The sequence below is a fragment of the Mycobacteroides sp. PCS013 genome, assembly GCF_049532645.1.
GTDB lineage: Bacteria > Actinomycetota > Actinomycetes > Mycobacteriales > Mycobacteriaceae > Mycobacterium > Mycobacterium gwanakae.
Genome location: NZ_CP150131.1, coordinates 1,200,640 through 1,212,556, shown reverse-complemented (window position 1 = coordinate 1,212,556; position 11,917 = coordinate 1,200,640). Strand labels below are relative to the sequence as shown.

Here is an 11,917-nt window from a genome sequence, read left to right as displayed (position 1 = left end):
GTTAGGCCGATCCGCTCCTGCGCCTGACAGTCTCCTTGACGTGCTCCGGCAACGCGGGGGCATCGAGAAGCCGCGGAAGCAACTCGGATTCGAGGGTGAGCGCCCGGAACGCAAGTCCCACGGTCACATCATGCCCCGGACGATTCTTGACGGCGATGCCGTCACCCTCTCGCACCACCCCGGGCGAGATCACCCGGAAGTATGCGCCGGGGATCGCTTGCGCCGTAAAGGTCTTGACCCACCCGCGCAGGTCAAGCCAGGCCGCAAAGGTCCGGCACGGTATGCGCGGCGCGGACACTTCCAGCACCAGCCCGCCGTCACCGATATGCCACTGCTCACCGATGAGCGCGCCGGTCACATCGATCTCGCGGGTGGTCAGGTTCTCCCCGAACTGGCCGTTCGCCAGCTCTCGCCCGAGCGTGCCCTGCCACCAGTCCAGGTCCTCGCGGGCGTATGCATACACGGCTTGATCGTCGCCACCGTGCACGCCCGTATCTCCGATCGCGTCACCTTCCAGGCCGCTACCGGCACCCTCGGACGTACCACCCGGCGCGCGGACGGCTATCACCGAATCGGTGGGATGTTTGTCGATACCGGTGCGCGTTGGCCCGCCTGCCGGATTCGATCGCAGCTGGCCCACGTTCACCGTCAAAACTGTAGCCACCACACCAGGATACGGAGCGCGCCTAACGGGCGGCACGCATGAGGGGTAGCAGATATCGGCCCGCGAATTCGCGGGTGTTTTCATCGGTGTCGGTCGGCACCAGCGCGGAAGGGTTCACCAGAAACGTCGACGTCAGCCGCAGCGCCAGGTCGAGCGCGCGCTTCACCGCAGGAACGGGATAGTCCTCGTCGGCCAGGAGTTCCGCGATCACCGCAAGCAGGCCCTGATACCCGGACGCATTCACGTCAAAGACATTCCGCGAGAACGACTCCGCGTCGAATTCCTTGAGCGCCAGCACCAATGGATGATCACGCGCCTCACGCATGCCCATGACGAATGCCTCGACCATCCTGTCCTCGGCATTCGATAAGGGCGCGAGCACAGCCTGCGCCCTCATGAAGAATTCGGTTGTCTCCCGCACCAACACCGCGGCGACGATGTCTTCCTTGTCTCCGCATTTGCGGTACAAGGTCGGGCGGGACACACCGGCGCGGCGTGCGATATCCCCGACAGCGGTGCGAGCGATCCCGTGGGCAACGAATTCCTCGCGGGCGGCATCCAACAAATGAGCGGTCGCCACATTCGTGTCGGACAGTGTTCCGGTGACCAGCTGCCGCAGCAACGAGTCGATCTCTACCACGGACCCGATAGTAACGGCGGGGACCTGCGAAACCTCGCTGCGACTCACAGCCCCTCCGTTCGGCACATCTAGCTGGTATTTGAATCAATGAATTACTTTTGATTCAGTATTGCATGACGGCTGGATCGGCCATACACTTCGCCACCAGAATCACCGTTCCGCACAGAAGAGGCAGCCATGCACGCCACCGGCACAAACTCCCCCACGCAGGAAACATCGCAGACCCCAGGACCCCGACTTGCCCCGCGGCTGCCCTTGCATCGGGCCGCGCTGCTGGGGCTGAGCTGCCTGGGTGACCCGTTTCGGCTGCCGTACCTGCTAGTGCCCAAGATCGCGAATCGATACGGCGACATCGTCCGCCTCTTCACGGGCCCGAGCCCCGCGCTCACAGTCACCCTGATCAACCATCCCGACCACATCGACCATGTGTTCACCCGCCACCACGACCGATACGCCAAGCACGAGGCCACCATCGAATTGGTCTCCGGAGAACCGGCCGCCCTCCCCTTGCTCGAGGGCCAGGAGTGGAAACGAGTCCGCACCGCTTTCAATCCGTACTTCGGCGAACGCGCACTGGCGGCAGCGACCCCGCTCATGATGGAAGGGATCACCGATCGGGTCGATGCCTGGTCACGCCATGCGACCAGCGGGCAACCCGTGGATCTGGAACATGAACTCGGCGCGGTCGTGATGGACGGACTGATGCGCTCGATGTTTAACGTTCAGCTCGACTCCGACGAGATTGATCATGCGGTCGACGGTGCGCGTCGGTACGGCCGCTACGTCATCAGCCGGGTCGCCATGCATTATCTGCCCGGCTGGATGCCAAATCCCCTGCGTCGCAGTGGCGAACAGTCCAAGGAGGAGCTATTCGGGATCCTCGACCGCCTCGTCGACGAACGGAAAGGGGGCCCGCTGCCCGACTCGCCCGATCTCGTGGACGCATTGATCGGGCTGGAATTCGAGGGCTGCCCGCAGACACAGCACCGCAGACGGCGCTCCGAAGCCGCCGGGTTGGTGTTCGCAGGATTCGAGACCACCGCCGCCGCGCTGGCCTGGACCATCGCGCTGCTGTGCCGCAACCCGATCGCTCTCGGTAGGGCGTATAGGGAGATTGACGCGCTCGGCGGAAAGACGTTGGAGTACGACGACCTGGAGAACTTGAAGTATCTGAGGGCATGTTTCGATGAGGCACAGCGTTTCCAGGCCGCACCCGCCAACATCCGAACGGCCGTCCAGGACGACGAGATCGGCGGCTATCTCATTCCCCAAGGTTCACACGTCGTGATCACCCAATACGCACTACAGCGCGATCCCCGATTCTGGAAGGACCCGGAAACGTTCAACCCCGAACGATTCCTGACCGACAAGATCAATCGGAATGCGTTCCTGCCGTTCAGTATCGGACCACGCAAGTGCATGGGCACCAGGATGGCCTACATCGAGCGGACCCTGGTCCTCGGAACCATCTTGCAGCGCTATGCATTCCAGATCCGCGATGGCTGGACACCCCGGCACCGAGTACGCGTCTCCACCGGCCTGGCTGGCGGCCTCCCGACGCGGCTCCTCACCCGCTGAGCCATCACACAGTTCCCACAACGAAAGGAAAAAGATGAGCAGATTGGAAAAGTTGGGCCCCTCACCGGAACACGCGCAGTATCAGGCGCTCATGCCGGAGTTCTGGAAGAAGGTGCGGCAGCAAGAGAAGAACGACATCGAGCGCGGGCTTCCCGCCCAGGGCCGAACAGAGTTCGCCTACACATGGTTTGATGCCTGGGCCGAGCAGGACATCAAGAAGATCGATTACTGCATCGCCGAGGAGTGCAGCTATATCGACAGCACGACGTTCCAGGAGAACAGGCTCGGACGTCAGTTCACGATCGACAACTGCCAGGCCGCCTTCGACGTCTTCCCCGACTTTGCGTTCTACCCACAGGACGGAACCAACCGGTCGCTGCCCTACTGGGACTACTTCGACGATCAGTGGCGGGTGACCATTCCGTGGCGAGGTATCGGCCGCATGATCGGTGAGACCATCGAGCCCAACACGGGAGCCAAACTCAAGGGAACCGGCCGCTGCCTGAATTTCATTGGTATCGACCGCTATACACTGACTGAAGACTTCAAGATCACCCACATCGACACCGACTGGGACATGCTTTACGGTGCCACACAGCTCGCCGGATTAGGCTCCCTCATGCACAGCCAGCGTCTTCAAAGGATCGGGCTGCGCGCCGCCAGCCTGGTCGCACCGGTGTTTCGCCTGGCGACCCTGCTCACCACAAGGTGACCGATCTCGCCAGCCGGTCAGGTCAGCGCGACGCGGAAACACCTTTGTAGCAAGCGATTAGGCCACCAATAAGCCCGAGAGCCAGCGCTTCGATGGCCACAATCAACACATTGAAGGGACTCAACAACTGCGTCAAGTTCTCGATGAAAAGACTCAACGGAGTGTGCTTGCCGAACGCCGAGAAGAAATAGACACCGGCTGCGCCAACAGCTATGAAGGCCAACGGCACCGCGGCGACCGCGGTGGCGAGGACTCGAGGGACAACAAACCCGTGCGTGACGTCGATGCCCCGGCCCCGCATGACCTCAATCTCTTGTTGGATCCGGGCGGAATCGGCCTCGGCAAACACCACCGTCGCGCCGGTGGCCGCGGCCACCAAGACCGCGTGCGTCGGGAACCCCGTGGGGCCGAACACCAACGCCTCCAGCACGAGCACTATGAGCACCGCGAGCGGTATCGCCACCATGCACATCGGCAGAACCGACACTCTGGCGATCGACCACACCTGCCGGAAGAACTCGCCCACCGCCGGTGGACGACGCACCATGGCACCAAAGGTCTCCAATGTCATGGCCAGGAAGCCGGACAGTGTGCGTGCCGGCTTCTCGGCAGAACCCGAGATCAGGGCATCCCCTCGGCCCACTTGGGTTACCGCCGGGGCCTCTGCGTACGTAGTCACACATCACTGCATAGCGCGTTCCGCCCGCGTCCGCGGCGGAATCATCAAGATCACCAGAGCAGATCCACGCCACCGGTGGGCGTGATCGGCCGCTCAGAAACTAGACGGACACCTTGGTGCGGCGCCGCTCACGCACCAACGCGATAGCGGTCTTGAGGCCGCGACGCGGAACCGAATTCGGTTCGGCCACGGGTGGTTCTAGGACCACGAACATGCGCTCGCTACGAGTCTCCGGCGCATTGTCGGCCGTGGCGTGCAGGAATCGATCCGGCAGCGACAACTTGGCAATGGTGCGCCAGGTCTTCGCGTATTGGAACAGCATCGATCCGGTGGTGTACGGAAGGTCGTAGCGATCGCAGATCTCGCGTACCCGCAGCGAGATCTCGTGCAGCCGGTTGCTCGGCAGATCCGGGTAGAGATGATGTTCGATCTGATGACACAGGTTGCCGCTCATCAGCCGCATCGTTGGACCCGCGTCGAAATTCGCGCTGCCGAGCAGCTGGCGCAGATACCACTGACCGCGCGTCTCGTTCTCCATGTCGGTCACGGAGAACTTCTCCGCGCCGTCCGGAAAATGTCCGCAGAAGATGACGGCATTGGACCAGAAATTCCGGATCAGGTTGGCTGTCGCGGTGGAGGTCAGCGTCGAGCGGTAAGTCGCCCCCGGCGAGAGCGCCGTGATCGCCGGGAACGCGACGTAATCCTTGAAGACCTGCGCGCCCGCCGAGCGGACCAGCTCGCGTACCCGCTGTTTGGTCGCCTCGCGAGTTTCCTTTGTCCAGATCTTCCGGAATTCCAGGTGCTGCAGGGCGATTCCCCACTCAAAACCAGCAGCGAGGATGAAGTTGAGTGGCATGTTCAGAAGGTTGCGGACCTTCCACGGTTCATCACGTGTGACCCGCAGAATCCCGTAGCCCACATCGTCGTCCAGATCCAGGATGTTGGTGTACTTGTGATGCTCGACGTTATGGGTGATGCGCCAGTGCTTGGCCGCACCTGCCATGTCCCATTCCCACGTCGACGAGTGAATCTCGGGATCGTTCATCCAGTCCCACTGACCGTGTAGGACGTTGTGACCGATCTCCATGTTCTCGATGATCTTGGCGACCGCCAGCGTCACCGTGCCGGCCCACCACGCGGAGCGCTTCTTACTCGCCGCCAGCAGCACACGGCCGGTCAGCTCGAGCGCGCGTTGCGCGGCGATGGTGCGACGGATGTAGCGGGCGTCGCGCGCACCGCGCGACTCCTCGATTTCACGCCGGAGCCCATCGAGCTCGACGGCCAGGTTCTCGACGTCCTCGCTGGTGAGATGCGCGAATGCCGAGATGTCCGTGATTGCCATCGGCCTCCTTCCGCGCCCACGATACCTTCACCCTACGGTCCCGTAGGTTACTCGTCGGTAAATGGACACGCCACAGGTGGTGACAACCAGGCCACAGTAGGCGTCGACACGCCGCATTTTGTACGGATCAGAGGCGTGTCGGCACCGAAGACGGCGTGTCGAAACACCGGTGGCCCGTGATCGGACTCACGGAACGAAGTGAGCGAGATTCCCGACGAGATCAAGCAGTGGCTGCGGCACTATGCCGAGCAGAACCGTGACGAGCGCACTCACCCCGATCGATATCGCCACCGCCGGACCGGGGATCCGAAGCACCCCGGAGTGCTCGACCGGATCGGCGAAGAACATCAGCACGATCACCCGCACGTAGAAGTAGGCGGCGATGGCGCTGCACACCACACCAACCACCACCAGCGGCACGGCACCGCCGGATGCGGCGGCCTCGAAGACCGCGAACTTGCTGACGAATCCACTGGTGAGCGGAATGCCCGCGAAAGCCAGCAAGAACAAGGCGAAGACGATGCCGAGCACAGGTGATCGACGGCCGATTCCTGCCCACCGACTCAGATCGGTGATCTCTTCGTCCTCATCCGGTCCGCCGTCGCCATCACCGGAACGGACCAGTCCGGCAATGGCGAATGCCCCCACGGTGCTGAAACCGTATGCCGCCAAATAGAACAACGTCGACGACACACCACGTTCATTGGCGGCCGTGACCCCGGTCAGCAGAAACCCGGTATGCGCCACCGCGGAATAGGCCAACATGCGTTTCACATCGGTCTGCGTGACGGCACCGATCGATCCGATCAGCATGGTCGCGATCGCCACCGCCCACAGCACCGGACGCCAGTCGGCCGTGATTCCCGGCAGCGCGACATACAGAACCCGAAGCAGCGCGCCGAAAGCCGCGATCTTGGTGGTGGCCGCCATGAATGCGGTAACCGGGGTCGGCGCCCCTTGGTAGACGTCGGGGACCCAGAAATGGAAGGGCACCGCCCCTACCTTGAACAACAGGCCCACCGACAGCATGGCCACACCGAGCAGCAGGAAGGACCGCTCGCCGGCATCTGCGCTGACGGCCCGCGCGACGGCGTCGAGTTCGACGGTGCCGGCGTATCCGTACACGAAGGCCGACCCGAACAGAAAGAACGCCGAGGAGAACGCACCGAGCAGAAAATACTTGAGCGCCGATTCCTGGGACAGCAGCCGGCGTCGTCGGGCCAGCGCGCACATCACGTACAACGGGAGTGAAAACACCTCCAGGGCAACGAACATCGTCAACAGGTCGTTGCAGGCGGGGAACAGCATCATGCCCGCGATCGCGAACAGTGTCAGCGGGAAGATCTCCGTTTGCGTAATACCGGTCCGATTCAGTACCCCCTCCGGCTCGCTGCCCGGAACGCTGGACGCCTGCGCGGCGAAGGCGTCCAGCCCGCCGCCGACCGCAACCGTACTGGGAAGGGTCACGGCTGTTCTGCGCTGCGCCATCACCGTCAGAGCCAGGCCGGAGGCCACCAGGATGAGCCCCTGCAGATAGAGCGTGGGGCCGTCTATCGCAACGGCGCCGTTCATGACGACTTCACGCGTACCCCCCAGCGCCACCACGGCCGCAAAGGCGGCGAAGATCCCCCCGGTGGCCAGCGCCAGCTGGGTCGTGAGCCGGTACCGTCGCGGAACGAACGCCTCGACGAGCACCGATACCACCGCGACCCCGAACATGATCAACATGGGAGACAGCGCACCGTAGGCGATCGGCGGCGTGGGAAGAATCCCGATATCGGTCATCGTCGCTCACCTTCGCCGTGCCACAGGGCAACATCGGCCACTGCCGGCGGCGGATCCTTCTCGTTGACGGTGCGCAGCGTCTGCTCCACCGCCGGATTCACGATGTCCAACAGTGGCTTGGGATAGATACCCAGTACGAGAAGCATTGCGATCAACGGCGCGACCACGGTGAGTTCACGGCGCTTCAGATCACCGATGCTCTCGTTTCCCGGCGCCAACGGTCCCGTCATCATCCGCTGATACATCCACAACACGTAGATGGCGGCCAGCACCAACGCGATGACCGCACACGCCGCGGCCGCCGGATATCGCGTGAATGTTCCGACCAGCACCAGAAACTCGCTGATGAACGGTGCCAGCCCGGGCAGCGACAGGGTGGCCAGACCGGCCACCAAGAAGGAGCCGGCAAGAACGGGTGCCACCTTCTGCACTCCCCCATAGGCCGCGATGAGTCGAGATCCTTTGCGAGACACCAGAAATCCTGCCACCAACATCAGTGCCGCGGTGGAGATGCCGTGGTTGACCATGTACAACGTCGAGCCCGATTGCCCCTGACTGGTCATCGCGAAGATGCCCAGGATGATGAACCCGAAATGCGATATCGAGGTGTAGGCGATCAGTCGCATCACATCGGTCTGACCGATCGCCACGATGGCGCCGTACACGATGCCGATGACCGCCAGCGTGATGATCACCGGGGTGAAGTATCTGCTGGCCTCGGGGAACAGCTGAATGCAGTACCGCAGCATCGCGAATGTCCCCACCTTGTCCACGATCGCCATCATGAGCACCGCACTGGCCGGGGTGGCGTGCACAGCCGCATCGGGCAGCCATGTGTGAAATGGCCAGAGCGGGGCCTTGACCGCAAACGCGAACATGAACCCGAGGAAGAGCGCCTTCGCGACACCCGGATCGATCCCGAGCGCGCCGGTGGCGACCATCTCGGTGATATCGCGCAGATCGAACGTGCCGGTCTGGCCTCTGGCGGTGACCACGTAGAGACCGATGACGGCCGCCAGCATGATCAGGCCGCCAAACAGGTTGTACATCAAGAACTTCACTGCCGCGCGCGAACGCTGCTTGGCGTCTGAATGCGTGCTCCCGAATCCCCCGATCAGGAAGTACATCGGGATCAGCATGGCCTCGAAGAAGATGTAGAACAGCAGCACGTCCAGGGCGGAGAACGACAGCAGCACCATCGATTCCACAATCAGGATCAAGGCGACATAGCGTTGTGCCAGAGGCCGATTTCCGTATCCGGGCGCCTCTGCCCCGTCATTCCATCCGGCCAGCAACAGCACGGGCAGGAGCCCCGCAGTCAGCAGGACCAGCGCGAGCGCGATCCCGTCGAGCCCCACCGTGTACTTCATCCCGAATGCGGGTATCCAGGACATCGATTCGACGAACTGATATTGGGGTCCCGCCGGGTCGAACGCAATGGCCAGCCCGATCGCGACGACCAGTACCAGCAACGAGGCACTCAACCCCACATACTTGGCCAGGGTCCGCCGGCGACCCGGCATGATCAGCACCGTGGCGGCGCCTATCAGGGGAATGAACCACAGAGCTGTCACGGCACCCACGGCGCTCACCACCTCACTGCCATCAACACGGCGACTACCAAAGCCGCTCCGGCACACATGGACAACGCATACGAGCGGACATGGCCGGTCTGTAGGCGACGCACCCAGTCCGACACCGCGCCCAGGGTTGAGGTGACCGCGTTGACAAGGCCATCGACCCAGCGGTCGTCCGCGAGCACCAGCCCCCGGGCGAGACGCTGCCCGGGGCGCATGAACACCGCCTCGTTGACGGCGTCGCCATACAGGTCCCGGCGAGCGGCGACGGTAAGCGCCGAACCCTGAGGAGCCGACTCGGGTACGTCGGCGCGGTACATCCGGTATGCCACACCAACACCGCAGAGCACCACCGCGACGGTGACGACACTGATGACCCAGGCTGCAACGGGTAACTCGCCGTGGTGCGCACCCACGACCGGCTCTAACCAGTTCTGTAATGCCCCGCCGAAGCTGAGCAGGAATCCCGCACTCACCGACCCGATGGCGAGCACCATCATCGGCCACGTCATCACCGACGGTGATTCGTGTGGATGCGCGTCCGGTTTCCAGCGGCGGGTGCCGAAGAAGGTCAGCAGCATGACCCGAGTCATGTAGAACGCCGTAATCCCGGCGCCCAGTAGTGCCGCCGCCCCGAGAAGAAATCCCCCGGCACCGCCGTGTCCGAAGGCGACCTCGATGATCTTGTCCTTCGAGTAGAACCCCGCAAACGGTGGAACGCCAATGATGGCAAGGTATCCCAGCCCGAAAGTGACAAAGGTGATCGGCATGACGGCGCGCAGCCCGCCGTAGCGGCGCATGTCGGTTTCCTCGTTCATACCGTGCATGACCGAGCCCGCACCGAGGAACAGCCCGGCCTTGAAGAACCCGTGTGTGAGCAGGTGCATGATCGCCACGGCATACCCGGCGGGGCCGAGTCCGGCCGCCAACACCATGTATCCGATCTGCGACATGGTGCTCGCGGCCAGGGCCTTCTTGATGTCGTCCTTGGCGCACCCGATGATCGCTCCGAAGAGCACGGTAACGGCGCCCACGATCACCACCGCGACCTGTGCGTAAGGCGCGCGTTCGAAGATCGGCCCGGACCGGGTGATCAGGTAGACACCCGCGGTGACCATGGTGGCGGCGTGGATGAGCGCGGACACCGGGGTGGGGCCTTCCATCGCGTCGCCAAGCCAGGACTGCAGCGGCACCTGAGCCGACTTTCCACACGCCGCCAGCAGCAGCGCCAATCCAATTGCGGTGTTACGACTCTCACCCGCCGCACCGGCCGACCCGAGTACCTGCGCAAAGCCGACCGAGCCGAACGTCGCGAACATCAGCATCATGGCCAGGGCCAGCCCCATATCACCGACACGGTTGACGATGAAGGCCTTCTTGGCTGCGACGGCGGCCGATGGTTTCTGGTACCAGAAACCGATCAACAGGTAAGACGCCAGACCGACACCTTCCCACCCGACGTACAAACCCAGGAAGTTGTCGGCGAGCACCAGCAGCAGCATGGCCGCCAGGAAAAGATTCAGATAGCCGAAAAACCTTCGCCTGTCGGGATCATGCTCCATGTATCCGATCGAGTAGATATGGATGAGTGAACCCACTCCGGTGATCAGCAGTGCGAAGCACACGGACAGCTGGTCCAGGGTCAGCCCGAAATCGATGTGCAGCGCCCCAACCGGAACCCAGGTGAAAAGAGTCTCGTGCACCGCGCGCTCGGTGCCCGTTCGGCCGAGCATGCCCACGAACGAAACGACCGCGACAAGAAACGATGCGAGTGCCGTCGCGCAGCCCAGCAGATGCCCCCAGGAGTCACCCCGACGGCCGACGAGCAGGAGTACGGCCGCACCCGCCAGCGGCAGCGCCGGCATGAGCCATGTCACGGGGACTGCCCTCCTAGAGTTTCAACAAATCGGCGTCGTCGACCGAGGCCGACCTGCGGGTACGGAAGATGGTCATGATGATCCCCAGCCCCACAACCACTTCCGTGGCCGCGACCACCATGGTGAAGAACGCGATGACCTGACCGTCGAGGTTCCCATGCATCCGGGCGAAGGTGACGAATGCCAGGTTGGCCGCGTTGAGCATCAGCTCGACGCTCATGAAGACCACGATCGCGTTGCGGCGCAACATCACGCCGGCAGCCCCGATGGTAAAGATGAGTGCGGCCAGGTAGAGGTAGTTGGCGGGATTCACCGGGCCTCCATGTCCCGCGGGGTAAGCACGCCGCTGACCGACAACTCCGAGAAGGATCCGTCGGGAAGCAGCGCAGGTACGTCCACGGCGTTATGCCGGGCGTAGACACCGGGGTTGGGCAACGGGGTGGCCCGGTCTCCATGCTGAAAGCGCCGAATTGCCAACTCCCGCTGGCCGCCGGTCTGCCCCAGCTTCTCGCGATGCGCCAGCACCATCGCGCCGATCGTCGCGGTGATCAGCAGAGCGCCGGTGAGTTCGAAGGCCCAGAGGTAGTCGATGAAGATGCGCTCGGCCAAACCCTCCACGTTGCCGCGGCTGTTGGCCTGATCGAGCCCGACGAACACTGTCGTGGAAGCGTTTCCGATACCGGCGATGGCCAGGATCCCAAATCCCAACCCGGCGGCGATCGCACCCACCCGCTGCCCCGGCAGGGTCTCCACCAGAGAATCCGAGGAATCCACGCCCACGAACATGAGCACGAAGAGGAACAACATCATGACCGCGCCGGTGTACACCACCACCTGGGCGACGCCCAGAAACAACGCTCCCTGGGCTACGAAGAAGACCGCGAGAATGACCATCGTCATGGCGAGGAAGATCGCCGAGTACACCGCCTTGGGGGCCGCGATCACACCGAGTGCACCCAGCACCGCGATGGCGCCAAGTACCCAGAACGTCACCGCCTCCCAGGTCGGCGTGCGGGATAACCCCTCGGCGGCAAGCACTGCCACCTGGCCGGCCATGAAGCCC

General features: G+C 63.3%; 11 protein-coding genes. 2 read left to right on the top strand and 9 right to left on the bottom strand.

The window, feature by feature from the left end; translation table 11 throughout:
- Position 1: 1 nt before the first annotated feature.
- Both RHO23_RS05945 and RHO23_RS05940 read right to left on the bottom strand, forming a co-directional pair.
- Positions 2 to 664: an MOSC domain-containing protein gene (locus RHO23_RS05945; RefSeq protein ID WP_064410259.1), complete on the bottom strand. Its 663-nt coding sequence runs from the start codon at positions 662 to 664 to the stop codon at positions 2 to 4.
- Positions 665 to 686: 22 nt separating this feature from the next.
- Positions 687 to 1,352 carry a TetR/AcrR family transcriptional regulator gene (locus RHO23_RS05940; protein ID WP_057968073.1) on the bottom strand — a complete coding sequence of 222 codons (666 nt, stop codon included), beginning with the start codon at positions 1,350 to 1,352 and terminating at the stop codon, positions 687 to 689.
- A 129-nt stretch (positions 1,353 to 1,481) separates the two neighbouring features.
- On the opposite strand from RHO23_RS05940, the gene RHO23_RS05935 reads away from it, so the two are divergent.
- Positions 1,482 to 2,882 (top strand): cytochrome P450, encoded by a 1,401-nt coding sequence (locus RHO23_RS05935; RefSeq protein WP_423488797.1) that lies wholly within the window; start codon positions 1,482 to 1,484, stop codon positions 2,880 to 2,882.
- A gap of 34 nt (positions 2,883 to 2,916) precedes the next feature.
- Positions 2,917 to 3,594, top strand: coding sequence for a nuclear transport factor 2 family protein (locus RHO23_RS05930; RefSeq protein ID WP_423488796.1), 678 nt, complete (start codon positions 2,917 to 2,919; stop codon positions 3,592 to 3,594).
- A 22-nt stretch (positions 3,595 to 3,616) separates the two neighbouring features.
- Here RHO23_RS05930 and RHO23_RS05925 read toward each other — a convergent pair whose 3' ends face one another.
- The 7 genes from RHO23_RS05925 to RHO23_RS05895 all read right to left on the bottom strand — a co-directional run bounded on the left by RHO23_RS05925 (position 3,617) and on the right by RHO23_RS05895 (position 11,892).
- Entirely contained in the window at positions 3,617 to 4,273 is a 657-nt protein-coding gene (locus tag RHO23_RS05925; protein ID WP_423488795.1) for an ABC transporter permease, read from the bottom strand.
- Between the two features lie 100 nt (positions 4,274 to 4,373).
- Positions 4,374 to 5,615: a fatty acid desaturase family protein gene (locus RHO23_RS05920; protein WP_064408619.1), complete on the bottom strand. Its 1,242-nt coding sequence runs from the start codon at positions 5,613 to 5,615 to the stop codon at positions 4,374 to 4,376.
- Between the two features lie 186 nt (positions 5,616 to 5,801).
- Positions 5,802 to 7,400, bottom strand: a complete 1,599-nt coding sequence (gene nuoN / locus RHO23_RS05915; RefSeq protein ID WP_064408618.1) for an NADH-quinone oxidoreductase subunit NuoN — start codon at positions 7,398 to 7,400, stop codon at positions 5,802 to 5,804.
- Positions 7,397 to 8,992: an NADH-quinone oxidoreductase subunit M gene (locus RHO23_RS05910; RefSeq protein WP_109421230.1), complete on the bottom strand. Its 1,596-nt coding sequence runs from the start codon at positions 8,990 to 8,992 to the stop codon at positions 7,397 to 7,399. Before RHO23_RS05910 ends, nuoN begins: the two co-directional genes overlap by 4 nt.
- Complete coding sequence (gene nuoL, locus RHO23_RS05905; protein WP_155524944.1) at positions 8,989 to 10,854, bottom strand: NADH-quinone oxidoreductase subunit L; 1,866 nt, start codon at positions 10,852 to 10,854, stop codon at positions 8,989 to 8,991. Before nuoL ends, RHO23_RS05910 begins: the two co-directional genes overlap by 4 nt.
- Positions 10,855 to 10,867: 13 nt before the next feature.
- The gene (nuoK, locus tag RHO23_RS05900; RefSeq protein ID WP_030095583.1) at positions 10,868 to 11,167 is read right to left on the bottom strand and encodes an NADH-quinone oxidoreductase subunit NuoK; all 300 of its coding nucleotides are present in this window, start codon (positions 11,165 to 11,167) and stop codon (positions 10,868 to 10,870) included.
- Positions 11,164 to 11,892, bottom strand: coding sequence for an NADH-quinone oxidoreductase subunit J (locus tag RHO23_RS05895; RefSeq protein ID WP_057968076.1), 729 nt, complete (start codon positions 11,890 to 11,892; stop codon positions 11,164 to 11,166). Before RHO23_RS05895 ends, nuoK begins: the two co-directional genes overlap by 4 nt.
- Between the last annotated feature and the right edge of the window lie 25 nt (positions 11,893 to 11,917).